13 protein-coding genes and 2 pseudogenes are annotated in these 24,662 nt (G+C 74.0%); 9 read left to right on the plus strand and 6 right to left on the minus strand.

Features of this window, described 5'->3' with window-relative positions; translation table 11 throughout:
• The first annotated feature begins 128 nt into the window (after window positions 1-128).
• Complete coding sequence (locus tag ACZ8ZB_RS31685) at window positions 129-680, plus strand: tellurite resistance TerB family protein (RefSeq protein ID WP_470741018.1); 552 nt, start codon at window positions 129-131, stop codon at window positions 678-680.
• On the opposite strand, the gene ACZ8ZB_RS31690 is transcribed toward ACZ8ZB_RS31685, so the two are convergent.
• A complete protein-coding gene (locus ACZ8ZB_RS31690) occupies window positions 657-12,368 on the minus strand; it encodes an amino acid adenylation domain-containing protein (RefSeq protein WP_470741019.1) in 11,712 nt (3,903 codons plus the stop codon). The two genes, ACZ8ZB_RS31685 and ACZ8ZB_RS31690, sit on opposite strands and share 24 nt — an antisense overlap.
• A gap of 131 nt (window positions 12,369-12,499) precedes the next feature.
• Here ACZ8ZB_RS31690 and ACZ8ZB_RS31695 point away from each other — a divergent pair, with 131 nt between their 5' ends.
• Together ACZ8ZB_RS31695 and ACZ8ZB_RS31700 are read left to right on the plus strand one after the other, a co-directional pair.
• Window positions 12,500-13,951 (plus strand): WGR domain-containing protein, encoded by a 1,452-nt coding sequence (locus tag ACZ8ZB_RS31695; RefSeq protein WP_470741020.1) that lies wholly within the window; start codon window positions 12,500-12,502, stop codon window positions 13,949-13,951.
• Between the two features lie 134 nt (window positions 13,952-14,085).
• Entirely contained in the window at window positions 14,086-14,808 is a 723-nt protein-coding gene (locus tag ACZ8ZB_RS31700; RefSeq protein ID WP_470741021.1) for an FAD binding domain-containing protein, read from the plus strand.
• Between the two features lie 49 nt (window positions 14,809-14,857).
• On the opposite strand, the pseudogene ACZ8ZB_RS31705 reads toward ACZ8ZB_RS31700, so the two are convergent.
• From ACZ8ZB_RS31705 to ACZ8ZB_RS31715, 3 genes and pseudogenes are all read right to left on the minus strand, one after another.
• A pseudogene (locus tag ACZ8ZB_RS31705) lies at window positions 14,858-15,262 on the minus strand (AIR synthase-related protein); the annotation flags it as partial.
• A 264-nt stretch (window positions 15,263-15,526) separates the two neighbouring features.
• On the minus strand, window positions 15,527-17,005 hold the full coding sequence (locus ACZ8ZB_RS31710) for a glutamate-cysteine ligase family protein (protein WP_470741022.1): 1,479 nt from the start codon (window positions 17,003-17,005) through the stop codon (window positions 15,527-15,529).
• Window positions 17,006-17,103: 98 nt separating this feature from the next.
• Window positions 17,104-17,535 (minus strand): annotated as a pseudogene (locus ACZ8ZB_RS31715) (SRPBCC domain-containing protein); the annotation flags it as partial.
• A 142-nt stretch (window positions 17,536-17,677) separates the two neighbouring features.
• Between ACZ8ZB_RS31715 and ACZ8ZB_RS31720 the strand changes: the two are divergent.
• Window positions 17,678-18,121, plus strand: coding sequence for a DNA-binding protein (locus tag ACZ8ZB_RS31720; protein ID WP_470741023.1), 444 nt, complete (start codon window positions 17,678-17,680; stop codon window positions 18,119-18,121).
• 7 nt (window positions 18,122-18,128) lie between these two features.
• Here the strand turns inward: ACZ8ZB_RS31720 and ACZ8ZB_RS31725 are convergent, their stop codons facing one another.
• Window positions 18,129-18,788: a lysophospholipid acyltransferase family protein gene (locus ACZ8ZB_RS31725; RefSeq protein ID WP_470741024.1), complete on the minus strand. Its 660-nt coding sequence runs from the start codon at window positions 18,786-18,788 to the stop codon at window positions 18,129-18,131.
• Window positions 18,789-18,992: 204 nt separating this feature from the next.
• Here ACZ8ZB_RS31725 and ACZ8ZB_RS31730 point away from each other — a divergent pair, with 204 nt between their 5' ends.
• Both ACZ8ZB_RS31730 and ACZ8ZB_RS31735 read left to right on the plus strand, forming a co-directional pair.
• The gene (locus ACZ8ZB_RS31730) at window positions 18,993-19,187 is read left to right on the plus strand and encodes a DUF2795 domain-containing protein (protein ID WP_470741025.1); all 195 of its coding nucleotides are present in this window, start codon (window positions 18,993-18,995) and stop codon (window positions 19,185-19,187) included.
• A gap of 73 nt (window positions 19,188-19,260) precedes the next feature.
• Window positions 19,261-19,674 (plus strand): SRPBCC family protein, encoded by a 414-nt coding sequence (locus tag ACZ8ZB_RS31735; RefSeq protein ID WP_470741026.1) that lies wholly within the window; start codon window positions 19,261-19,263, stop codon window positions 19,672-19,674.
• A gap of 225 nt (window positions 19,675-19,899) precedes the next feature.
• Here ACZ8ZB_RS31735 and ACZ8ZB_RS31740 read toward each other — a convergent pair whose 3' ends face one another.
• Window positions 19,900-20,733 carry a pentapeptide repeat-containing protein gene (locus ACZ8ZB_RS31740; RefSeq protein WP_470741027.1) on the minus strand — a complete coding sequence of 278 codons (834 nt, stop codon included), beginning with the start codon at window positions 20,731-20,733 and terminating at the stop codon, window positions 19,900-19,902.
• A gap of 184 nt (window positions 20,734-20,917) precedes the next feature.
• Between ACZ8ZB_RS31740 and ACZ8ZB_RS31745 the strand changes: the two genes are divergently transcribed.
• From ACZ8ZB_RS31745 to ACZ8ZB_RS31755, 3 genes are all read left to right on the plus strand, one after another.
• The gene (locus ACZ8ZB_RS31745) at window positions 20,918-21,889 is read left to right on the plus strand and encodes a pirin family protein (protein ID WP_470741028.1); all 972 of its coding nucleotides are present in this window, start codon (window positions 20,918-20,920) and stop codon (window positions 21,887-21,889) included.
• A 951-nt stretch (window positions 21,890-22,840) separates the two neighbouring features.
• Window positions 22,841-23,011, plus strand: a complete 171-nt coding sequence (locus ACZ8ZB_RS31750; protein WP_442648474.1) for a helix-turn-helix domain-containing protein — start codon at window positions 22,841-22,843, stop codon at window positions 23,009-23,011.
• A gap of 322 nt (window positions 23,012-23,333) precedes the next feature.
• Window positions 23,334-24,239, plus strand: coding sequence for a tyrosine-type recombinase/integrase (locus ACZ8ZB_RS31755; RefSeq protein WP_470741029.1), 906 nt, complete (start codon window positions 23,334-23,336; stop codon window positions 24,237-24,239).
• Window positions 24,240-24,662 lie beyond the last annotated feature (423 nt).

Consider the following 24,662-nt stretch of genomic DNA (forward strand, 5'->3'; position numbering starts at 1 on the left):
GGCGCCCGGGTGCCGCTCGCGTTTCCGGCGCCGTCGGCTTTGCTTTTCTTTTACCGCCGGGGAACATGGTGGCGGCCGCGTCCGTTTGACCGGACGGACCGTGACAGCGACAGAAGAGGTGGCACCAAGTGGCGATGTTCGACCGGCTCAAGGAACAGGCCAAGGCACTCCAGCAGTCCCAGGGCGCACGGACGGGGGGCGGACAGCAGCACGGGCACGGCTCCTCCTCGAGCGGCGGCTCCAAGGCCCAGCTGATGGGGTTGTTCAAGTCCCAGCTCGCGTCGGCCAAGGCGGAGCTCAAGAGCGGCGCCTACCGGGACGCCAGCATGGCGATGTGCGCGCTGGTCGCCGCGGCCGACGGCCGGGTCGACCCGGCCGAGCGGCAGCGCGTGGAGGAACTCATCGCCTCCAACGAGGTGCTGCAGAACTTCCCGGCGGACCAGCTCCGCAAGCGGTTCAACGAGCACGTGGACCGGCTCACGGCCAACTTCGAACTGGGCAAGGCCAAGGCGCTGGAGGACATCGCCAAGGCGGCGAAGAAGCCGGTCGAGGCCCGGGCCGTCGTCCAGACCGGCCTCGTCGTCGCCGGGGCCGACGGCAGCTTCGAGCCGGCCGAGCAGTACGCCGTGCGCGACGCCTGCTCGGCCCTCGGCCTGTCACCGACGGAGTTCGGCGTCTGACGTCGGCCCGGAAAGACCCGCGCCCAGTGCGGGGCCGACGAGGTGACCGAGCAGGTGCAGCGGCGCCGCCGTGACCCCGGCTTCCTCCATGGCGTCCCAGTGGGCCCGCGCCACCGCCGCGTCCACCAGGCCGTGCACCAGCGGCAGCCGGTCGTCCGAGGCACGCAGCAGGGACTCGGTGCGGCAGGAGGCCAGGGTCCCCTCGATCCAGGGCTGGGCGAGGTGGCCGGCCGCCACCGCGGCCGGGAGGTCGGCGGCGACCTCCCGGCCGGTGCGGCCGACGTGCAGCAGCCCGCCGCCCAGGACCAGGACGTCGCTCCGTTCCCGCATACGGGCGAGGGCCCGCCCGGTGTCGAAGCAGTGCGGGAAGGAATCGTCGACCACGACGGCACCGGGCCGGAGCCGGTCGACGTCGAGCACCGCCGTCGCCCCGCTCACCGCCGTCACCAGCAGATCCGCGGCGTGCACGGCGTCCGGCAGCATCCGCCCCGCCTCGACGACCTCCACCTCGCCCGCCAGCCCGCGTTCCCTCAGCCGACGGCCGAGCTCCCCCAGCCGTGGCCCGCTGCCGCGCACGTCGCACAGCAGCAGACGCCGGGGCGGGCGGGCGGCCAGGGACAGCAGCAGCTCGAGCGAGGACGCACCGATCGAGCCCAGCCCGGCGAACGCCACCTCCAGGTCCGCGAGATCCCGGCCGGTCGCGTCCAGCGCCGCGTGCACGGTCCTGACCACCGACACCACCGTCGCCGCGTGCCCCGTCGTCACCGCCGACGGGTACTGCCGGTGCCGCAGCACGTCGAAGCCGTAGCCGGTCAGCGACGGGATCATCCCGGCGAGGGACACGCAGCGCGCGCCCAGGGAGGCGGCCAGCGACACCGCGCGAGCGGTGTGGTCCACCAGACCGGCCCCCCGCCCGAGTTCGTCGGCGAACAGCGGCACGCACACGAAACCCGACCTGCCCAGCGGTGTGCGCACGGTCTCCAGCAGCCTCGGGCCGCCGTCGGGGAACAGCAGGTCGCGCACCTCGGCCCGGGGCAGCGCCGCCTCGGGCAGGCCGGCCAGCCGTGCGAGATGCCCCGGCGCCGGCAGGTAGCCGACCAGGGCCGCGTCCATCGTCCCCCGCCGCTTCCCCGGCGGGGGCACCACGACCCGGCGGTTCCCGGCCGCCCGCACCAGACGGTCGCGCACCGAGCGGACGAACCCGTCGAGCGCGGTCGGCGAGAACGCGGCGGCACAGCCCCGGACCGTGACCCGCAGCCCGTCACCGTCCGGCCGCACCGCCATGAACAGGTCCGTCGCCGACGAAGGCGGCAGGAACATGCTGTCCCCCGCCTCCCACGACACCCGCAGCGCGCCGCCGCCCCGCGGGGCCAGCGCGGCGAAGTCGAGGTGGGTGAAGAAGAACTGCGACGTCACGGGCAGGCCGTCGGCGTGCCGGGGCACCACGTCCTCGTGGGCGCGCGCCTCCTCGGCCTCCGCCACGATCCGGCGCAGCGCGTCACCGAACTCCTCGTCCGCCAGGGGTGCCCCGGCCGCCCCGGCCGGCCGCACGGGCACGGCGGTGGCGAACGGCCCGAAGATGCGGTGCGCGTCGGGCAGCGCACGGTCCCGGCCGCTGACCGCCAGGCCCACGACCAGGTCCGGCCGGCTCGTCAACGCCGTCAACTCCTGGTAGTAGGCGGTCAGCAGCGGTGCGTACAGCGTGGTCCGCGCGGCCGAGGCGACCTCGCGCAGGGCGGCCGTCAGCGTCGCGTCGAGCGTGAACTCGGCCGACTCGAAGCGCTGGTCGCCGTCCACGGCCGCGGTACGCAGCACCGGCGGCCGGTAGGGGGCGTTCAGCCGGTCCGCCCGGGCCCGGTGTCCCGCCGGGACCGGTGTACCGGTGCCGGACCCGGCCACCGCCAGGGCGTGGTGGCGGAAGCCGGCCCGCAGCGCGGGCGGTCCCGGCTCCGCACCGTCCGCCAGCCGGTCGTACACCTCGGTGAGTTCCCGTATCAGCAGCGCCGAGCTGTAACCGTCGCCGATGAGATGGTGCGCGTGCACCAGCAGGACGTGCTCCTCCCGCTCCAGGGTGAGCACCCGAAGCCGCAGCAGCGGCCACGCCCAGGGTTCCAGACGCCGTTCGGCCTCGGCCACGGCCCGCTCGTCCACCTCGGCGGGGCCGGCGACCGTCTCGAAGTCGACCGGCAGCCGCAGCGACCGGGGCAGCTCCTGCTGGACGGGCGGCCGGGCCCCGGCGGGAAAGACGGTGCGCAGCATGCCGTGGCGCTCCACCAGCACGTCCACCGCCCGCTGGAAGAGGTCCGGGTCCAGCGGCCCGGACAGCCTGAGCCGCGCCAGCCACGTCCCGCCACCCGGCGAGAGCGCCTCGGCGAGGAGGAAACCGCGCTGACCGGGGGTGACCGGGAACGGCCCCGGTTCCCGGTCGCCGGCCGGGACGGGCTCGGCGTCCCCGGCCACGGCGTGGCCCTCCGCGGCGTCCCCTTCCGCGGCGGCGTCCACGGCCCCCGCCAGTGCGGCGAGGGTGCGGTGACGGTAGACCACGGTCGGCCGGGGCAGCGGTCCCGACCGCTCCGCGAGCCGGGCGAACACCTCCAGGACGAGCAGTGAATCGCCGCCCAGTTCGAAGAAGTCGTCCTCCCGGCACACGGCGGTCACCCGCAGCACCGCGCACCAGATCGCCGCCAGCCGGCGCTCGGTCGCCGTGACCGGGGGAGTCCGCCCGTCACCGGACGACGTGTCCGGACCGTCGGAGACGGCCCCGGCAGCCGTCGCCGGCAGCGCCGACCGGTCGACCTTGCCGGTTCCGGTCAGCGGCAGCGCGTCGACGGGAGTGATCCGCGCCGGGACCATGTACGACGGCAGCAGACCGGCCAGATGCCGGCGCACCTCACCCGCGACCGGCCGTTCGGCCCCCCGCCGGGTGGTGACGAAGGCGAGCAGCCGCCCCCCGTGCGCGAGCACCACGGCCCGTCCGACACCGGGACAGGTCTGCAGCGCCGCCTCCACCTCCCCCGGCTCCACCCGGTTCCCGCGGATCTTCACCTGGTCGTCGAGCCGCCCCAGGAACTCCAGGACGCCGTCCGCCGACCGGCGCACCCGGTCCCCGCTGCGGTACCAGCGCCTCCCCCCGCGCATCGTGAACGCCCGCGCGGTCAGCTCCGGTTCGCCCAGGTAGCCGGGGGTCAGACCGACGCCCGCGATGAGCAGCTCCCCGGCCTCGCCCGCCTCGCACACGGCGCCGTCGGCGTCGACCACCTCCAGCAGGGCGCCGGCCGCGGACCGCCCGATCGGCAGCCGCCGCACCTCGTCCCCCGGACGCGCCCCGATGACGTGGCAGGCGGCGTTGACGGTCGTCTCGGTCGGCCCGTACAGGTTCGCGATGCGCGTGCCGCTCCCGAACAGGTCGAACCAGCGCCGCACGTGCTCCACGGGCAGCGCCTCACCGCCGACGTGCACCCAGCGCAGCGCCGACAGGTCCACCGGCTCCACGCCCCGCGCGGCCCGCGCCTCGGCGGCCGACAGCAACTGCTCCCACAGCGTCGGAACGGAACTCCACACGGTCACCCGCGCCCGCTCCACGTGCGCCAGCAACAGCTCGGGGTCCCGCAGCAGGCTCCTGGGCACGGTCACCACGGTGCCGCCCGCCATCAGCGGGGCGAGCAACTGGCGCACCGAGGCGTCGAAGCACGGCGACGCGGTCTGCGCGAGCCGGTCGCCGGGGCCGTAGCCGAAGGTGTCGACGGCCCAGTCGAGGTAGTTCTCCATCGCCCGGTGGGTGACCGGCACCGCCTTCGGGCGTCCCGTCGACCCGGAGGTGAAGATGACGTACGCGATCGCCCCGGGATCCGGAGCGGCGGCGACGGTGGGACCGTCGTCGCCGGACGGTTCGCCGGCCGCCACCGTCCGCACGCCGGCCAGGGTCCCGGCGAGGCGCCGGGTGGGGGAGTGGCACACCACCGTGGAGGCGCCCGTACGGGTCAGCTGATCGGCCAGCCTGGCCCGGGGGTGCTCAGGATCCAGCGGGACCCAGCCGGCCCCGGCCCGCAGGATGCCCACCACACCCACCACCGTGTCCGCGCCCGGCTCGGTGAGCAGCCCGACCAGGTCACCCGGACGCACGCCGTGGGCACGCAGCCGTGCCGCGAGGGCGGCGGTGGCGCGGTCGAGCTCCCCGTACGTGAGGGACGCCTCCCCGGCGTCGACGGCGGTCGCGCCGGGGTGCGTACGGAACCGGTCGAGCAGCCGGGTGACCAGGGGGAGACGCCCGTCGGGCAGCGCGGACGGCGCCGGTCCGGGCGTGGGCACGAGCGCCGCCAGCTCCTCGCGGAACTCCCGGTCCAGACGTGCCACGGTGGCCCGCTCGAACAGCGGCGCCGGGAAGTTCCACGACACGCGCAGCACCGGACCGTCCGCCCAGCACAGCAGGGACAGCCGGGTCGTCGCCGACCCGGTGCCGGCCGCGGTCGCCGTCACCTCCACCGGGCAGCCGGGGGCCGCCGCGGCCGGGAACCGGGCGAAGCTGAAGCCCGCCGGGCTCACCGTGCGGGGCCCGGCGCCGTCGCCGGGCAGCAACGCGGCCAGGTCCAGGCTGCTCACCCCGGCGTGCCGCTCGCTCTCCAGCCACAGGCGGCGCACCCGCTCCGCCAGTGCCACGACCGGCTCCTCGCCGTCCACCTCGCACAGCAGCGGCAGGGTGTCGGCGAGCGGACCGACGAGCCGCTCCACACCGTCGAAGCGGTCGTCGCGGCCGGCCCTGGCCACGTTCACGGCGACGTCCCGGCGCCCCGTCCACCGCGCGAGGCAGCGCGCGTACGCGGCGAGGAGCAGGTGGAACAGGGACACGCCGTGCGCGGCGGCGAGCCGTTCGAGACCGGTGCTCAGCTCCGCGTCGAACGCGCCGTGGTGCTGCACGATCGGGCCGGTCGCCGGAGCGTCGGGATCACCGTCGTAGGGCAGCCGCAGGGGTGCGCCGCGCGTGGCGAGACGCTCAGCCCAGTGGCGCCGGACGGCATCCGGCACGCCGGAGGGCCGGGCGCCCGCCGCGTACCGCGCGAAGTCCGGCGCGGAGTCCGCCTGTCGCGGTGCGGACTCCCCGCGCCACAGCGCGGTGTACGCGGCCCACAGTTCCTCGGCGAGGAGGTTGAGGCTGTACCCGTCGACGGCCGCGTGGTGCACGACCAGCAGCAGATGGGCGAGTTCCGGCTCCTGGCGGAGCAGCACGGCGCGTACCGGCGGACCCGCCGTCAGGTCGAAGGGCCGGTTGCACACGGCGGACTCGACGCCGGCCACGTCCTCGGCGGCGCAGTCCAGCACCTCGTACCAGTCCGTCACCGGAACCGGCGCCGCCACCCGCTGCGCGGGCCGTCCGCCCGAGGTGTCCACCCGCAACCGCAGCATGCCGTGCCGCTGCGCCAGGTGGGCCAGCGCCCGGCCGAGGACGCCGGTGTCGAGCGGGCCGCGGACCGTCAGCCGCAGATGGCCGCGGGCCGGGACGTCCGGGTGCAGCAGGCTGCTGGTGTGCAGCGCGAGCTGGACGGGCGTCAGCGCGAAGGGCTCGCCGTCCGGGCGGTCCGGGGACCGGTCGTCGAGGTGGGCGGCGAGTTCGCGTACGGTCCGGTGCTCGAAGAAGAGCGTGGTGGGCAGGGACCGCCCCAGCTCCCGCTCCAGCCGTTTGACGAGATCGACGGCGCCCAGCGAGTCCAGGCCCAGGGACAGGAACGGCGTGTCGTCGTCGACCGCCGCCGCCGGGACCTCGAGGGTCCGCGCCAGCAGCTCCCGCAGGACCGCGGCCGTACCGGAGGAGGCCGGGGGCCGCCCGCTCGTCTTGCCGGCCGTGGGCGGCGGAACCGGGGCGGCCTGGGGCGCCAGGGGCGTCAGGGGCGTCAGATCGGCGAGGACCAGCTGTGCCGCCTCCGTGCCGCAGACCGACCGCAGGGCCGCCAGGGCGGGCGCCGTCGCCAGCGGCCGGCCCGCGGCGGTCGCGCCGCCGCCGACGCCCCCGGCGGCGAGGCCCGTCCCGTCGAACGGCCCGAGGTTCACCGACAGCCACGGGCGGCCCGCCCGCCGCTCGGCGCCGGCGAAGGAGTCGAGGAAGGCGTTCGCCGCCGCGTACGCGCCCAGGGCGCCGGCCAGGCCAGGAAGCACCGACGACACCGACGAGAACGCGACGCACACCCCGGGGCGCTGCCCGTGCCGGTCCAGCGCCTCGGCCAGCAGGACGGTGCCGAGCGTCTTCGCGCCCAGCGCGTCCGCCGTCTCCCGCACGTCCGTCCCGCGCAGGCTGCCGGGCCGGGCGACTCCGGCCGCGTGGAAGACGGCGTCCAGCGGGGGGAGGCCGGCGACGAGCCGCTCGACGTCCTCGGGCACGGCGAGGTCGGCCGTCGCGTAGCGGGCGTCGGCGCCGAGCGCGGTGAGCTCTTCCAGCAGGCCCCGGGGCGGGTGGGGGGAGCGGCCGGCCAGTACCAGGACGGGACGGGCCCGGCCGGCGAGTTGCCGGGCGAGCGCGGAGCCGAGGCCGCCGGCGCCGCCGGTGATCAGGAACGTGCCGTCGGCGGGCAGGGGGGCCGCGGCGGTGGTGCGGTCCCCGGTGCGCGGCACGACGGTCCGCACCGAGCGGTGTCCGGCCCGCCAGGCCACGGCCCCCTCCGCCTGCGGCGCCGACGTCTCGGCGAGCAGCGCCCGCAGGTGCTGTTCCTCGTCGTCGAGGGAGGAGAGGTCGATCCAGTTCGCGATCGCCTCCGACTCCTCGGGGACGGCCAGGGCGAGTCCGCCGAGGATCGCCTGGGCGGGGTCGGGGCGCTCCGGGCCGCGGCCCGTGACGTGCGCGTCCCGGGTCACCACCAGCAGGCGGTGGGCGCCGGTGCGGTCGAGCAGGACGAGCGCGTCCTTCAACGCCGTGATCGCGTCGCGCTGGTGTGCGGCGAGGTCCGCGGCCGTTCGCGGTCGAGCCGTGTCGGCGAGCAGGATCACGGTTTCTATGGACTCGGTGCCGTCCGCCGCCGTGACCGCGCGCACGCCGTGGACGGCGAGCCGGTCCGCCAGCCGGTGTGCCGCCGCCGGATCCGCGCCGGTCACCGCGACGGCGCCGCCGGGGTGCGCCGGGGCGGGGCGGGGGCGCGCGCTTCGCCACACGACGTCGTGCAGCAAGCCCTGTGTCGCGGCTTCGGGCCAGTACCTGCGCCGCCGGTACGGGTACGGCGGGAGCGGGACCCGGCGGCGGCCCTCGTCGAGGGCCGTACGGTCCAGTGGTACGCCTCGGGTCCACAGCCGCGCCACGACCTCCAGCAACTCCCGTGGCCCGCCCGTCGGCACGGACACCACGAAGACGTCGCCGTCCGCCGCGACCGTCCGGTCCGGGCCGAGTTCCACGAACGTGTCGTAGCCCTCCTCCACCAGACGCGCCACCGCCCGGTCGAACCGCACCGGCCGCAGGGCGTGTTCGCGCAGGTGGTCCGGGGTCATCGGCGGCTGCCACGCGGCGGTGAGCGTGCTCATCACCGGTGTCGTGGGCGCCGTCGGGCCCAGGTCGCGGGCCGCGTCCGCCAGGGCCTGCGCGACCGGCTCCATCAGCGGGGAGTGGAAAGCGCGCGACACCCGCAACGGACGGACCGCCGCGCCCTGTCCGGCGAGCCGTCGCGACGCCCGGCCGACCGCCTCCGGGGTGCCGGAGATCACCAGTCGGCCCGGCCCGTTGTACGCCGCGACCGCCAGTTCGCCGCCGGAGGCCTCCACCAGGGCGGACACCTCCCGCTCCTCGGCGCCCAGCACGGCCGCCATGGCGCCCGGTGCGGTCGACCCGCCCATGAGCCGGCCCCGTCGCGCCGCGAACGCGACCGCCTCGCGCAGGGACAGCATCCCGCCCGCGCAGGCGGCCGCGAGTTCGCCGACGCTGTGCCCGACGACCGCGTCGGGCCGTACGCCCCAGGCGGTCAGCTGCCGGGCGAGGGCGACGCCGTGCGCGACCAGCAGCGGCTGTGCCACCTCCGTCGCGGCCAGGTCGTCCTCGGTCACGTCGCCGTCGGCGCACCAGTCCGCCAACGTCCGCCCGCACACCTCTCCGACGACCGCCGACGCCTCGTCGAGCGTGGCGCGGTACACCGGTGCCGTGGCGTACAGCGCCGCGCCCGGACCCGGCCGCAGACCGCCCTGACCGGGCAGCACGAAGACGGTACGGGGCCGGTGCGTCACCGTCCCGGTGATCGCGCCCTCTCGCCCCGTGGACGCCGCGGTGAGCCGTTCCGGCAGGTCGCCGTCGGCGACGAGCGCGAGACGGTGGGACCGCTCGTCCCGTGCCGCACCGGCCGTCGCGCAGACGTCGGCCTCGTCGAGTTCCGGGTGGTCGCGCAGGTGCTCCGCGAGCCGTGACGTCCACGCCTCCAGCCCCTGCGCGCTGCCCGCCGAAAGGGTCAGCAGACGAGGCCCGCCGCCCGCCCGGCGCGCGGTGCGCACCGGCGTGGGCGGGGCCTCCTCCAGGACGGCGTGCGCATTGGTGCCGCCGAAGCCGAAGGCGTTGACGCCCGCCCTGCGCGGCCCGTCCGACTCCCAGTCGGTCCCCCCGGTGACCAGGGCGAACCCGGCCCGTTCCACCGCGGGGGAGGGCGGGGTGTGGTGCAGCGAGGCGGGCAGCCGGCCGTGGCCGAGGGCCAGGACGACCTTCACCAGCGAGGGCAGCGCGGCCGCGTTCAGCAGGTGCCCGATGTTGGTCTTCACCGAGCCGAGCAGCCGGGGCCGGCCGTCCGGGCGGGGCGGGAAGGCGTGCGCCAGGGACCGCAGTTCGATCGGGTCGCCGACGGCCGTGCCCGTGCCGTGCGCCTCGACGTAGGTCACCGACGCCGGGTCGACGCCGCAGTCCCGGTAGGCGCGGGTGATCACCTCCCGCTGGCGCAGCGGATTGGGCGCCAGCAGGCTCAGCGACGTGCCGTCGTTGTTGACGGCGGTGCCGCGGACGACGGCGAGCACCGTGTCGTCGTCACGGTGGGCCTCCGCCAGAGGCCGTACGACGAGTGCCGCCCCGCCCTCGCCCGGTACGAACCCGTCGGCCGCCGCGCCGAAGGCGCGGCCGCGCCCGGTCGGCGACAGGGCCTGCGCCGCTTCCAGGGACCGGTGCGCGTCCGGGGTCAGATGCAGGTTGACGCCGCCGACGACCGCGATGTCGCACTCGCCGTCCGCGAGGCTGCGCCGGGCCAGGTGCAGGGCCACCAGGCCCGAGGAGCAGGCGGTGTCCACGGCCAGCGCCGGGCCGTCCAGGTCGAGACAGTGCGCCACGCGGGCGGCGACGAGATTGGGGAGGTTGCCGGTCAGGGCGGCCGCGGCCGGCGGCGCGGCGCCGGGTCCGGCCTCGGCGAGGACCTGCCGGTAGCCGCTGTCGCCGACGGCGGCGAAGACGCCGATCCGCAGGCCGCGTCGGCGCGGTCCGGCGTATCCGGCGCGTTCCAGTGCCTCGTGGGCGAGTTCGAGGAAGATCCGGGCCTGCGGGTCGAGCGCGCGCGCCTCCTCGGCGCCGATCCCGAAGTGCCCGGCGTCGAAGGCGGCGGGGTCGTCCAGGAAGGCGCCCCACCGTCCGTCCTCCGCCGTCCCGGCCGTGCCCCAGCGTCCCGCGGGCACCGTCGTCACGGCGTCGCGGCCGGCGGTGAGCAGCTCCCAGAACTCCTCCGGCGTACCGGCGCCGGGGAACCGGCAGGCCAGTCCCACCACGGCGGTCTGCGCGCTCCGGGCCGGCGCACCGTCCGCGGACTCCCGGCGTCCGCAGGCCTCTCGTCCCGCCGCGTCCAGGAGGTGGTCGGTGAGAGCGGCCACCGTGTCGTCGCGCATCACGGCCGGTCCGAGCGTCACGTCCAGCGCCCGTTCCAGCTCGGCGAGCGCCTCCATCGCCTTGAGCGAGCCGCCGCCCAGCTCGGCGAACCGGTCCCGGTCCCCGAACGAGGGCTCCGGTATCCCCAGCACCTTCGCCCAGACCTCCCGCACCACGCCCCGCACCTGCGCGCGGGAGCGGGGCGCCGGCGCCGGGCCCCCGGACGGCCGCCGAGGCTCCCGGTGCGCCGGGGCCGCCCCGGAGGCGGCCGTCGGCCGGTACGTCCCCTCCTCGAACCGCGACCGCATCCGCTGCCGCTGCACCTTGCCGCTGGTCGTGCGCGGGAAGGCGGACGGCGGCAGCGCGAACACCCGCACGTCGTCGTGGCCCAGCGCCGCCCGCACCCGCCCCGCGACCCGGTCCAGCACCCCGGCCGCGGAGTGCGGCGGCCGGGCCCAGGCCACGAACACCACCACCCGCTCCCCGCCGGTCACCGGGTCGGTCGACCCGATCACCGCCGTCGTCCCGGACGGCACCCCGGGCGTGGCCGCCGCCACCTCCTCCATGTCCGGTGCGTGGAACGTACGGCCGTTGACGAAGAGCACGTCCTTGTGCCGGCCGCTGACGCACAGCCGGCCGTCCCGGAGGAAACCGAGGTCGCCGGTGCGCAGCCAGCCGTCGGCGAAGGCGGCCGCCGTCGCCTCCGGCAGACCGTGGTACCCCCGGGCGACCTGCGGACCACGCACCTCGACGTGCCCCACCCGCCGGTCGCCCAGCGGACGGCCGCGGTCGTCGGTGACCCGTACCGAGCACCCCGGCACCGGCAGTCCCACGTCCATCAGCTCCACGGCGTCGCCGCCCGGTTCGCACTCCACCGCCCGTCCCCGGCTGAGCGCGGCACGCTCCAGCGCCACGGGCGCGGCCACCTCGCCCGGCGGCGGGAACGTGACGGCCAGGGTCGCCTCGGCCAGTCCGTACACGGGCGTCGCCGCCCGGGGGTCGAGCCCGGACGGCCGGGTCCTGGCGGTGAAGTCCCGCCACACCGTCGACGAGATCGGCTCGGCACCCACCAGCAGCAGCCGTACCGTGCTCAGATCGAGCCCGGCGAACACCTCCTCGGGGACCCGGCGGACGGTCAGCGCCAGGGCGAAGTTGGCGGCGGACAGCAGGGTGGCCCGGTGCGCGGCGGCCACGTCGAACCACAGCCGGGGGTTCTTCGCGAACGACAGCGGGGCGATCCGCACCTGCTTGGCCCGCGCGGCGAGCGGCGCCAGATGGGTGCCGATGAGCCCCATGTCGTGGAAGTACGGCATCCAGCTGACCACCACGTCCCGGTCGGTGAGCGCGGCGGCCCCGATCAGCTGGCGGAGGTTGGCCAGCACGGCGGCGTGGGTCAGCTCCACGCCCTTGGGCGCCCCGGTGCTGCCGGAGGAGAACTGCAGGAACGCCAGGTCGTCCGGGGCGGCGGTGGCGGGCGACTCCACGGCGCGGGACGTCCGCAGCTCCTCCAGCCGCAGGACGCGGGCGCCGTCCGGGAGCCGGCCGGCCACGTCGGCGCAGGCCTCGTCCACCGCGACCGGGGGACGGCCGAGGTGCTCCCACACGGGGCGGACCCGCCGCACGTCGGGCGCCAGCGGCACTGGCACCAGACCAGCCGCGAGCGCGCCCCAGAACAGGGGCTGGAAGTCCTCGCCGCGGTCCGCGACCACCGGCACGCAGGTGCCCGGCACGACTCCCGCGTCACGGTAACCGCCCGCGACGCGCAGGGAGTCCTCCAGCAGCCGCCGGAAGGTGACGGGTGTTTCACCGCCGTCCCCCCGGACGTGGACGACCACCTGGTCGGGGGCGCGGAGGGCGGCGTCCAGCAGGACGTCCAGCAGCGTTGCGGCGTTCATGGGTCCGTTCGTTCGTGCGGGGGCGACTGGCCGGCGACGACGGCCGACACCATTGTCAGTGGCTGCGCCTACGGTTCGATCAGTAGGACCCGGCGGAACGGCCGCGGGTTCCGTCCGGGAAGGGCTTCGCCATGTCCGCTGGTGCCACGGTGACGACGACGTATCTGGAGCTGTCGCAGGAGGACGGCGCCGCGCACAAGTTCTACGAAGTGACGGTCGACGACCGGACGGTGACGGTGCGTTACGGCAGGATCGGCGCGACGGGACAGACCCAGACGACGACGTTCCCCACGGTCGCGAAGGCGCAGGCCGCCGCGGCCAGGAAGGTGGGGGAGAAGGTCCGCAAGGGCTACGCGCCGGCGGTGCGGGGACAGCGGGCCCCGCGCGCGGTGACCCGCCGTCAGGTGGCCTCGGCCCCGTCCACCGCGCGTGCCGTGGCCCCCGTGCTGTGGCGGTTCGGCACCGGCTCCTCGGCGTTCGGCATCCACGTCGACGACGAGCGCTGCTGGGTCGGCAATCAGTCCGGCGACGTCTTCACCCTGGACCACGAGGGCGAGGTACTGGCCCGCTTCAGCCTGCCGGACGGTGTGAAGTGCCTGGTCGCGGACGACTTCTGGATCTACGCGGGCTGCGACGACGGCCGGGTCTACGACCTCTCCTCGAAGCTGCCGTTCGCCGCCTACGACATCGCCGCGGACGTCGACATCTTCTGGCTGGACATCCACGAGGGCGTGCTGAACGTCTCGGACCGCGCCGGCCGCCTCACCGTCATCGACCACGAGGACGAGCACCAGTGGACCCGCCGCAGCCAGGGCGAGCACGCCTGGATGGTCCGCGCCGACGACCGGGCCGTCTACCACGGCCACCACGGGGGCGTCACGGCCTACGCGCCCGACGGCGGCGGCGAGTTGTGGCACACCCCCACCCGAGGCGGGGTGCTGTTCGGCTGGCAGGAGGACGACACCGTCTACGCCGGTACGGCGCACCGCGTGGTGCAGCGGCTGTCGAAGACGACCGGCGCCGTCGAGGCCACCTACGCCTGCGACAGCGCCGTGTACTCCTGCGCCACCTCCCCGGGCGGACGGTTCGTCTTCGCCGGCGACGCCGCGTCGTCCGTCTACTGCTTCGACCGGGACGGCACGCGCCTGTGGAAGCTCGGCACGGGAGGCGGATCGGCGCTGTCCATGCAGTACCGCGACGAGCGGCTCTACCTGGTGACCACGGACGGCTCGCTGGTGTGCGTGGACGCGAGCGAGGCCGCCGTCGCCGCGGCGCAGCAGGGCACGGTGCCGGTCGCACGGGACGTCAAGCTCGCCGCGGCCCTGCCGACCTACGCGCCGGCCACGGCCGCGACCGCGGTGGCGACCGTCGCACAGGCCCCCTCCGGCGCCGTCGTCGTCGAATGCGTCCAGCACAACGGCCGGCTGCGCGTCCACGTCGTCTCCGACGGCTACGACGGCTCCTGGAACGTGCAGTTCCCGCGGGCGATACGGGTGCCCGGCGCACGCTACGTCGTGGACGCGCTGCACCCGGCGGCCGGCGGCTTCTACCGGGTGCGCGGCGAGATCCGGCGGCTCCGGTGACCTTTGGCGGGCGCGTTCGGCGAACCCGTGAGCCCTGTGTGCGCCCCCGCACGGGCGAGGACAATGCAGTGCCCGCGATCGCTCCGTGAAGTGCGGTGCTCCCCGCTCCCGTCGAGGAAAGCAGGTCGACCGTCGTGCTGTTGCGTCTGCCCACGTCCCTGTCCGAAGCTCAGCGGTATCTGGCCGAAGGAGCGGTGCCCGTCGGCGGGGCCACCCTCGTGTGGGCCCTCTGGCAACGCGACGGCTTCCCCGAGCAGGCCATGTCCCTGCGCAGGCTCCCGCAGGCCAACCTCATAGAACGCGAGGCGCTGGGCGCCGCCGTGCTGCTGCACCAGGTGGACGACCGGGTGCCGGACGCGCTGCGCCGCGCGGCCTCCACCGTGGGCACCGGCGCGGTGCGCCGGACGGCCACCGTCGGCGGCAACATCGTGGGCAGCACCCTGCGCTGTCTGCTGCCCGCGGCGCTGGTCCTGGACGCGCGGGCGACCGTACTGGACCGGGACGGCGCCTACGAGACCGACCTGGCCGAAGTCGTGGCCAAGCGCCCTCTGCTGCTCGGCATCCGCTGGCGCGCCCCCGTGGCCAGCGGCTACTACAAGGCGGCCGGCGAGGCGGGCGGGCCGCCGCCCCTCGTCGTCGCCACCGCCGTGCACGCCGACGGCGACGGCGCCCGCCGCCTCCTCGTCGCCGTACGGGACGGCTACGAGGTGATCAGCGAGACCGTGCCCTGTCGCACCGGAGCCGAAGAGGTGCTCCGCACCCTGGACGCCACGGACCTGGGATCGCTCCCCGCCGAGGCACGGGACGAGGTGCGCCGCGAGGTGACCGCCGTCCTGGACCGCACCGCCGGCCGCTGACCGCGGTGCGCCACCCGGATCACCCCGGGTGGCGCACCGGACGTGCCGTTCAGCAGATCCGCGGAAGCTGTTCGCCCATCGGCAGGTCCACCACCCGGGCGCCCCCGAGCCCGGTCCGTGCGACGACCATGCCGGGGTGCTCCGCGACCGCTTCGCCGACGACGGCGGCGTCGGCGCCCAGGTGGTGCGCCCTCATCGCGGCCAGGACCGCGTCCGCGTGCTCCCGCGGCACGAAGGCGGCGAGCTTCCCCTCGTTGGCCGCGTACATCGGGTCGAGACCCAGCATCGCGCAGGCCCCGGCCACCGGCTGCGGCACCGGGACGGCACGCTCCCGGACGACGACGCCGCACTCCGACGTCACGGCGATCCCGTTGAGCGAGGCCGCCGGACCGCCGCGGGTCGGATCGCGCAGCACGTGCAGGTCCGGGGTGACCGCCGGCATCGCCTCCACGAGCCACGCGGAGGATCACGCGCCGTCGCGCGGGGCGGGCCGCGCGCGCCGAGGAGGAGCGCACCTCCGTTCCGGGCGACGTCGCACGCGGTGACGCCCGGCGGGGCGAGGGGTACGCGGGCCGGGACGAGGAGGGCGAACGGGACACGGGCCCCCGGGGCCGCTCCCGGCGCCCCGGCGGGACCGAGGACGAGTCCGCCTTCACCGGGGTCGACCCCGACGACTCCGACACCGGACGCCGGCCGGGCTGACGCAGGCCCGCCCGGATCAGTCGACGGGCCAGGTGTGGACCGGGGCGTTGAGGTGCATGTAGTCGATGTACTGCTGCGTCATGCGCCGCAGCGCCTCGTGGCGGCCGCAGTGCGCCAGGGCCTCGATGTGATGGAACATCTCCTTCTGCCACACCGCCCCGTTGCGGCCCGTGACGCAGCGCTGCTCGATGACGCCGAGCAGCGGCTCGCGCCAGGCGTCGTCCATGCCGGAGCGCTCCAGCCCGCGGTGCGCCAGCGGCAGCAGCCGCCGCAGGACCAGTTCGGACGCGGGCACCTCGCCCATCCCGGGCCAGTACAGCCGGGCGTCGATGCCGTACCGCGCCGCCGTCCGCAGGTTGTCCTCGGCGGCGGAGAAGGACATCCGTGACCACACCGGACGGTCCTCCTCCACCAGGGCGCGGGTCAGCCCGTAGTAGAAGGCGCCGTTGGCGAGGGTGTCGGCCACGGTCGGGCCGGCGGGCAGCACCCGGTTCTCCACCCGCACGTGCGGCCGGTCGTGGGCGACGGCGTAGACCGGGCGGTTCCAGCGGTAGATGGTCCCGTTGTGCAGGGTCAGCTCGGCGAGCTCGGGGACGTCGCCCCGCTCCAGCGTCTCCACCGGGTCCTGGTCGTCGCACAGGGGGAGCAGGGCCGGGAAGTAGCGCAGGTTCTCCTCGAAGAGGTCGAAGACGCTGGTGATCCAGCGCTCCCCGAACCACACCCGGGGCCGCACGCCCTGCACCTTGATCTCCTGCGGACGGGTGTCGGTGGCCTGCTCGAACAGCGGGATGCGGGTCTCGTGCCACAGCTCCTTGCCGAACAGGAAGGGCGAGTTGGCCGCGAGCGCGACCTGCACCCCGGCGATCGCCTGCGCCGCGTTCCAGTAGTCGGCGAACTGTTCCGGGGACACCTGGAGGTGGAACTGCGTGCTGGTGCAGGCGGCCTCCGGGGTGATCGTGTCCGCGTAGGCGCGCAGCCGGTCGATGCCGGTCACCTCGATGTACAGGTCCTCCCCGCGTGCCGCGAAGATCTGGTCGTTGAGCAGCCGGTAGCGCGGGTTCTCCGACAGCGCCCCCTCGCCGACGTCCTCCTGCCGCAGGGTGGGCAGGATGCCCGTCATGATCAGATGGGCGCCGATCGACGCGCCGCGCTGCTCCGCGTGGTTCAGCGCGGCGCGGATCTCGGACTCCCAGGAGTCGGGGCCGCCCGCGGTGAGCCGCCGCGGCGGGATGTTGATCTCGAGGTTGAACCGGCCCAGCTCCGTCGCCCAGGCCGGGTCGGCGATCGCCTCCAGCACATCGGTGTTGCGCATCGCGGGCTCGCCCCGGTCGTCGACCAGGTTCAGCTCGATCTCCAGCCCCACCTGGGGCCGCTCGGCCTCGAAGCGCGAGTCGCGCAGCATCTGCGCGAACGTGTCGAGGCACTCCTGCATCTTGATCCGGTAGCGGCGGCGGTCCTCGCGGGTGAAGGTGAGCGCCGGGACGTCCCGTCCCATCGGTCTCCCTCCGGGCTCTCGTCCTGGGAACCTGACCACCCCAGCGTCGCACCGGTGGACGAGTCCGACCACGCGAGCCGGGCCCGCCGTCGGGCGTCCTCGGCCAGGAAGGCGGTCAGGCTGTCGAGGAGCACGGTGCTGCCCCGTTCGGCCATGTCGCGCTCCTCCGCCGTGTCGCACGTCCGGCGGAGCGCGGTCCGCGTCCGGCCGCCGTCCTCCTCGAGTTCCCCGGCCATCACCGACGGATCGGGCTTCCCGGGCGTGTCCGTCCCCACCACCAGCAGGCGGGTCTCGGTGGCCTCGAGGCAGGACCCGGTCAGCGGGACCTCGCCGCCCGGCGTGACCATGGCGGCCTTCCAGGCGCCGCCGGGCCGTACGTCCGTCTCGACGGAGCCGGGGGCGGCGTACGCCCACCGGGCGTACTGGTCCGGAGTGGTCCACGCCTGCCGCACCCGGCCCGCGGGGGCGTCCGGGGTGCGGGTCAGGCGGTGGGGGAGGGCGTTGTCCGTGGTGGTCCGCCCGGTGCTCATGGCGTGGTCCCTCCGTCTTGCGTCCCGGCCGTCGGGCGCGTCCGTCGGACAGGCAGACGTACGGGGGCGCGCGAAGTCATCGGCCACCCCTCGGAAGAATTTTTCGTTGACAACATAATGTTCATACTGTGATGCTCGTGCCATGCCTTCGAACACCCCCGCACAGCCCGACGACCCCTTCACACCGCCGAGTTCCGACGCGGCACGCGTGCAGCGGGTGCACGCCTCCCTGTTCCGCATCGCCGAGCGGCACGCGGCCACGGACGCACAGCGCCGCCGCCAGGTCCACCCCGGTGTGATCGGCCCGCACGAGGCGGTCAGACTCGTGGCCTTCCTGCTCAGCGGCGCCGCGCTGCCCGAGGACGGCGAACCCGAGGTGGACCGCGCGGACATCACCGCCGCGCTGAGCCTCGTACCCCGCGCCCGCGCGGAGATGGACGAACTGGAGGTCGGCCTCCTGCAGATGGCGCGCGGACGCGGCATGACCTGGCCCGAGATCGCCTTCGGCCTCGGCCTGCGCAGCCCGCAGGCCGCCCGGCAACGCTACGAACGCCTGGCCGGCCGCACCGACGCGGACGACCGGTGACCGTTCGTCAGCCCTCGTGGACCGGCTCGCCCACGGCCCGGGCGGCCCGCCGCCAGGCAGCGCTCACCGCCCGGTGCGCCGTCCGTGTGCCGGGCGCCGTCCCGGGCGGCAGGTGCACCGGACGGCCGATGTGGACGTGGAGACGCGGACGGCGCACCGGAGCGGTGAGCACACCGGCCAGTTGCTTCGCGACCGGCCCGGAGGACAGCCGCCGGGCCCCCGCCTGCCCCACGGGGACGACCGCGGCGCCGGTGGCGGCCGAGAGCCGCGCCAGACCGGTACGGAACGGCCGGGGCGCGGCACACCCCGCGTCCCGGCGCGACGGCAGGCCCCCCTCCGCGTAGATGAGCACATGACGCCCCGACCGCACCGCCTCCGCCGCGGCCTCCAGCGCGTCCGCCGCACGGGCCGACCCCCGGTGCACGGGGACGTGCCCGCCCTTCGACAGGACGCGCCCCAGCACCGGCACCCGCCACAGCCCCGCCGTCGCCAGGACGACCGGTGTCACGCCCACCCCGCGCAGGGCGGCCAGCACGAGCACCGGATCGGCCGGTGAATCGTGGTTGGCGACGAAGACGCTGCCCGCGGGGAACGGCCCGTCGGTCTCACGGGTGACGGTGAGCCGCCCGAACAAGGGCAGCAGGACGGCGGCGGCACGGCTGAGCAAGGGAGGTCCTTCCGGCGGACGGGAATTCCTGCCGGTCAGCTTCGGGTGCGGCGGGCTCCCCGCGCCTGAGTACGCGTACTCGGACCGGCGGCGCCGCCTACTCGGTTCAGGGCCGGGACCACGGCTGAATCACCTCCGGACGCCCGGGGTACCCGCCAGGTCCTCGCGCGGACACGCCGCGCCGCCCCACCACGGGAGGCTGTCATGGCCGACCTCAGCCCGATCGACCTGCAGAAGGCCCTCAAGGGCGCCGACTACCCCGCCAGCCAGGACGACCTCGTCTCGGTGGCGAAGAACAACGGCGCGGACGACCACCTCGTCCAGAAGCTGACGCGGACCGGCGCCAAGCGGTTCGACGGACCCGACGAGGTGCAGAAGGCGGTCTTCGGCAACGAATAGCACCGTGCCCCGGGGCCGTCCGCACGGCGGCCCCGGCCCCCGCCGGCCAACCGAATCGAGGAACGGTACCGAGATGACCGAGTACGAGCGTTCACACACGATGCCCGCCTCGCCCGAGCACGTCTTCGACCAGGCGGCCAACATCGGCCAGATGGGCGACTGGCTGCCCGAGGACCTGCACGTGCGCGCCGAGGAACTGCCCGCCGTCACCGTGCACGAGGACAGCTCAGACGAGGACACCTCCGCCCTCTTCCGTGCCCAGCGGGACCAGATGCGGCTCGAATGGGGCACGCGCGAGCAGGGCGGCTACGCCGGCTGGCTGCAGGTCGCCGGCATCGGCAGCGGCGCCAGCGAGGTCACGGTGCACCTGTCCTTCTTCGACGACAGCCACGACCCGGGCGAGAAGGCCGTCGGCGACGCCCTGGACACCAGCCTCCGGCGCCTGGAGGAACAGGTACGGCTCCGCGTCGACAACGCCGCCGGCTGACCGACCGCCCGTCCGGGGCCACCCCGCCATGAGCGGTGAACCCACCCCCGGGCACCGCTGGGACACCGCACTCGGGGCCGACGCAAGGCCGCACACCCTCCGCCTCGACCCCCGGCGGGTCCTGCGGGACGTCCTGCGCGAGGCCTCGGCCCCACCGGGGCCGAGAGGGGCTGCGGCCGGGGACGGGACCTTCGTCGTCCGCGTCCACGGCACCGGGGCCCGCGCCTACCAGTGGGCGGGACGGCTGAGGGCGGGAGGCAGTGCGGTGGCCGCGTCGCCCCGGGCCGCGGTCAGCTGCGCCTGGGTGAGGAAGAGCGAGCCGGTGAGGTCGGCGCCGCGCAGGTTCGCGTCACGCAGGTCGGCACCGATCAGATCGGCGTCGCGCAGGTCCGCCCCGCCGAGGTCGGCGGCGACGAGGAGGGCGCCGCGCAGACTCGCCCCGCGCAGGTCGGCGCCGGACAGGTTCGCGCCGATCAGATCCGCTCCGCGGTGGTTCCTCCTGCGGCCCGGGACCCGGGCGCGGGCGAGTTCGCTCGCCCGCAGCAGCAGCGGGTTGACCTCGCCGCGCAGCGCGTTCACGTCCAGGGCGGTGATCGACTCGGCGCTGCCGCGGGTCAGGCCGTCGATCCGGGCCAGCGCCTTGCGCAGCTCCTTGTGGACGGGACGGGCCGCCGCCAGCCCGAGGGCCTCGGTGACGTAGTGGAGCAGCTCGTGCAGCTGCCGCATCACGGGGAAGACCTCGAACATGGAGCGCGCCGACTCCGGCGCCCGGCGCCAGTCGGTGCCACCGAAGGTGACCTGTGACACCTTCTGCCCGGCGCCGAAGCAGTCGAAGACGGTGCAGCCCGGGTAGCCCTCGTCGCGCAGCCGCGTGTGGATGCCGCAGCGGAAGTCCTGCCGGAGGTTCGAGCACGGCCGGCCGGCCGGTTTGTCGACGGCGAAGTCGGCGGAGCGGGCGAAGGGCAGGGCCACGCAGCACAGGCCGAAGCAGGCGGTGCAGTCGGCCCGGAGGTCCGTGCGGCCCCCGGACGAGAGGGGGGCTTCGTGCTGTGGCGACACCGTGCGTACTCCAGTCGTGCGGGGGGTTCCGCGCGTCCGCGGAAGCCGGGGACCGGTCCTCATTCTCGCAGACGGGTCCACGAGGCCCGTCCTCGTCCTTCTCGCGCGATCATTGGGATGTCCGGCCTGTCGTCGGCAGTGAAGTTGAAAGCAGAGCTTTCATGGGTGGTGGAGGGACCAGCGCATGAGCAACACGGAGACGCACCCGACGGAGACGGTCTGCGGCGCGGACGCCGACGGGCCGCCCCCGCCGGGCGTCGAGGTCCTCACCCCGAGGGACGTACCCCTCGGCGGCCCCCGGGCCATGCGGGTGCGGCGGACGCTGCCCCAGCGGGCGCGCACCCTCATCGGAGCCTGGTGCTTCGCCGACCACTACGGCCCCGACGACATCGCCGAGTCCGGCGGCATGCGCGTACCCCCGCACCCGCACACCGGCCTGCAGACGGTCAGCTGGCTGTTCAGCGGCGAGATCGAGCACCGCGACAGCCTCGGCAGCCACGCCCACGTCCGGCCCGGCGAACTCAACCTCATGACCGGCGGCCACGGCATCAGTCACTCCGAGGTCTCCACCAGCAGCACCCGGATCCTGCACGGCGCGCAGCTGTGGGTGGCGCTGCCCGGCGAACACCGCGACGCGGCCAGGGACTTCCAGCACCACGTTCCCGCCCCGGTCGCGCTGGACGGCGGCGAGGCGCGCGTCTTCCTGGGCACGCTCGCCGGCGACACCTCACCGGTGCGCACCTTCACCCCGCTGCTCGGCGCCGAGATCACCCTGGAACCGGGCGCCCGGGTGACCCTCGACGTGGACCCCGGCTTCGAACACGGGGTCCTCGTCGACACCGGTGACGTCCTCCTCGCCGACACGCCCCTGAAGCCGGCCGAACTCGGCTACGCGCCCCCCGGGCGCACCGCCCTCGCCCTGGCCAACCGGGCGAGCGGGCCGGCCCGCCTGCTGCTCCTGGGCGGACCGCCCTTCGAGGAGCAGATCGTCATGTGGTGGAACTTCATCGGACGGTCACATGACGAGATCGTACAGGCTCGCGAGGACTGGATGAAGGGGTCACGTTTCGGCGAGGTACAGGGGTACGACGGGGCTCCACTGCCCGCGCCGGAGCTGCCGAACGCGCCCTTGAAGCCGCGAGGAAGGGTGCGCTGACCTGCGGATACGGGGCTCCGTACGCCGACAGGACAGGATCGCTGCTGCGCCTGCCCGGCAACGCGCGAATCCTGCGGCGCCCGCGTCGGCTCCAGCCGCATACGTGCCTCTGAAGCTGCCTGCGATTCCCAATGTATGGGCGTCTGTGGGCAGCTCTAGCCGAACACTTGCTGACCTTTTGCTGACTTTACTGACGGCTCATCAGTTATCGGCTGACGCGGTGCGCTCTCTGCTTGTGTACCTCACGGGGCGTTCTCGGCGCCGTAACTCTCCGCTGACGCGGGCGCTGGAGTGTTGGATCCGTCGTGTGAGGCCATCCACGTGTGTAGGGGGAGTAGCCGCTTGTGGAAACCCGACAAGCGGCGTGCTGGGCGAGTAGGCACCCAACCCTGACTTCTGGGTCAGGACGCTTGAGTTACAGGCTTGCCTCGGAAGCGATGGTGTCCATCAGTCCCCGATGGGCTGCAACATTCGCATACGATCAGCGAGTCGCTGCCGGGTGCGAAGCCAGTGGCTGACTCGCTCAATGGGCAGCCTGGATCGTCTCAAGGGCCTGTTCCGTGTCACCTCTGGTTGTTGCCGACCCCGTCCCATGAGGTACGAGCCACCGGTGGACTGCACCGTTCGGGGGTCTGCTGAGCACGGACTTTGCTTGATGCCGCCTGTTGCGGGTGGGCCGCCCGCCGGGACCGCCTTGCCACCTTGCACGGCCAGTGTCGAGTCGGTTCCCAAGAAGTCGACTGGCGACAGTCTCCGGGCCCGACACTCCTTGCCGTAGTACAGCGCAACTGGGTCTGGGTGCCTCCGGAACGCGCAACATAGCGTGAGATCGCCGGTTAGCCAAACCGGCGATCCGCCGGAGAATTGCATCAGCAGCACATGAGAGCCGCGAAGCACAACGAGAGCGGCAGTGTGCAACCTGGTTTAGGAGGATATTTTCCGATGCAGTTCATGAGCGTGCGGGAAGTGGCTGAATACCTGAACGTGTCAGCTTCATGGGTTTACAGAAACGCTAGCCGCTCGGGGCTCGTTCCGTATCGCTTCGGAGGAGGGGAGAATGCCAAGATTCGCTTTAGAGCGTCTGAAGTGGATGCCTGGGTAAAACAGCAGCGTGCCTCATAAGGAATTCCGAGTCTAGGAAACGACTCGACTTGCCGTTAGATCATTATCGCAGCACGATCGGACGTTCTCTTCTGTGTCTCGTTTGTTGGTTCGTGGGATGGGTTCGTTTTTCAAGGAGTGTGAGCATCCGCGGTCGCGGTGGTCGAAGTGTCCGCACTCTTACAAAATCCGCTACCGGTCGGCAGCGGGGCGACAGGTGGAGGAGTCGGGGTTCGCGACCCAGGAGCGGGCCATCGGGCGTTTGACGGAGGTCTACAACGCCCGGAAGCAGACGGGCCCTCAGGGCCGGACGAAGGCGGAGCGGATCTCGGCCTACGGGGCGATGCGATTCTCTGAGTATGCGGCCGAGTGGAAGGCCGGCCAGCGTGACCTCGGTCCGGCCTCGGTGCGGCACCTGGACTCCCTCCTGGAGCACCACATGCTGCCGCTGCTGGGCAGCCGGCGGATGAACACCTTCGACCACAAGGTCGTCGACAGCTTCATCCAGTCCATGGAACGCGCCGGAGTCGGGCTGGCCACCCAGGCCAACGCCTTCGACAAACTCAAAGCGATCCTCCTGGACGCCAACCGCCTCGGCCTCTTCGAGGATCACCCCTTGGCGGGCGTGAAACCGCCACAGTACGACCCGAAGCGCGCGGTCATCCCCTCACCTGAGCAACTGCAGCAGATACGTGTGGCGGGTGACGACCGCTTCCGGCTGATCACCGACCTGATGAGCGGCTGCGGCATGCGCAACGGCGAGGCCGCCGCCGTCAACCTGCGCAACATCGTCGCCGACCACGTCTACCGCATCACCGAACAGGTCAACCAGACCACCGGCCACTACGCCCGCCTCAAACACCGCAAGACCGGCGAATACCGCGACGTACCCCTGCCCGCCCGCGTCAAGAACACCATCGAGTGGTACGCCGACACACACGGCACCGTCGACGGCTACCTCCTACGCCACCCCCAGAACCCGTCTCTGCCGTTCCCGTACTACTACCTCAACAACCAATGGCGGCGCATCAAGATGGCCGGCGACGCCGACATCCCCGAGGGAATGGTGATCTACAGCCTGCGGCACTTCTTCGCTTCCAACTGCCTCACCCACAACATTCCCATCACCGACGTCGCCGAATGGATGGGCCACAAGAACATCGACGTCACCTTCAAGACCTATCGACACCTCATGCCCGGCAGCCTCAGCACCGCCGCAACCATCCTCAATTATCAACTCACTGCATAGCAGGTTCGGGGGAGCGGATCCTCATCGAGGATTCTCGATTGGGCAGTGAGGCGGCAAGATGGCCTGACGGTGGCGCGCCGTCATGTCCATGCGCACTCTATGCAGGCCGTCTGTCAGTCGTCTGCAGGATGTTGATCAGCATCCTCATGGGTACCTCCTGGGAAGCCTGGCAGGCCAGTCAGTGACCTGCGTCTTTGCTGGTCAGAGTGGGTGGGAGCGGTTTTCGATCTTGGCGCTCCGTGACGGCTTGGAGCGGGTTCTGGCGGTACTGATGCTGACTTCGGTGACGGCTCGTCAGGTCCGTCGGACGGTCGGGTGCGGCTTGGTCGGGATCCCTGCTGTCGGCAGTATCGGCCTTGCGGCAGCGAAGGTCACGCGCGAGACCGGCATGGGCGTGCCCAGGTCCCGAAACGGGCTGTGCCG

The sequence above is a fragment of the Streptomyces sp. 12E genome (assembly GCF_055633275.1).

Coding starts and splice junctions, on each gene's coding strand:
- ACZ8ZB_RS31695 (WP_470741020.1), top strand. CDS start 12,500: ATGTCCGCTGGTGCCACGGTGACGACGACGTATCTGGAGCTGTCGCAG.
- ACZ8ZB_RS31750 (WP_442648474.1), top strand. CDS start 22,841: ATGAGCGTGCGGGAAGTGGCTGAATACCTGAACGTGTCAGCTTCATGG.
- ACZ8ZB_RS31710 (WP_470741022.1), bottom strand. CDS start 17,005: ATGGGACGGGACGTCCCGGCGCTCACCTTCACCCGCGAGGACCGCCGC.
- ACZ8ZB_RS31720 (WP_470741023.1), top strand. CDS start 17,678: ATGCCTTCGAACACCCCCGCACAGCCCGACGACCCCTTCACACCGCCG.
- ACZ8ZB_RS31730 (WP_470741025.1), top strand. CDS start 18,993: ATGGCCGACCTCAGCCCGATCGACCTGCAGAAGGCCCTCAAGGGCGCC.
- ACZ8ZB_RS31690 (WP_470741019.1), bottom strand. CDS start 12,368: ATGAACGCCGCAACGCTGCTGGACGTCCTGCTGGACGCCGCCCTCCGC.
- ACZ8ZB_RS31735 (WP_470741026.1), top strand. CDS start 19,261: ATGACCGAGTACGAGCGTTCACACACGATGCCCGCCTCGCCCGAGCAC.
- ACZ8ZB_RS31745 (WP_470741028.1), top strand. CDS start 20,918: ATGAGCAACACGGAGACGCACCCGACGGAGACGGTCTGCGGCGCGGAC.
- ACZ8ZB_RS31755 (WP_470741029.1), top strand. CDS start 23,334: ATGCGATTCTCTGAGTATGCGGCCGAGTGGAAGGCCGGCCAGCGTGAC.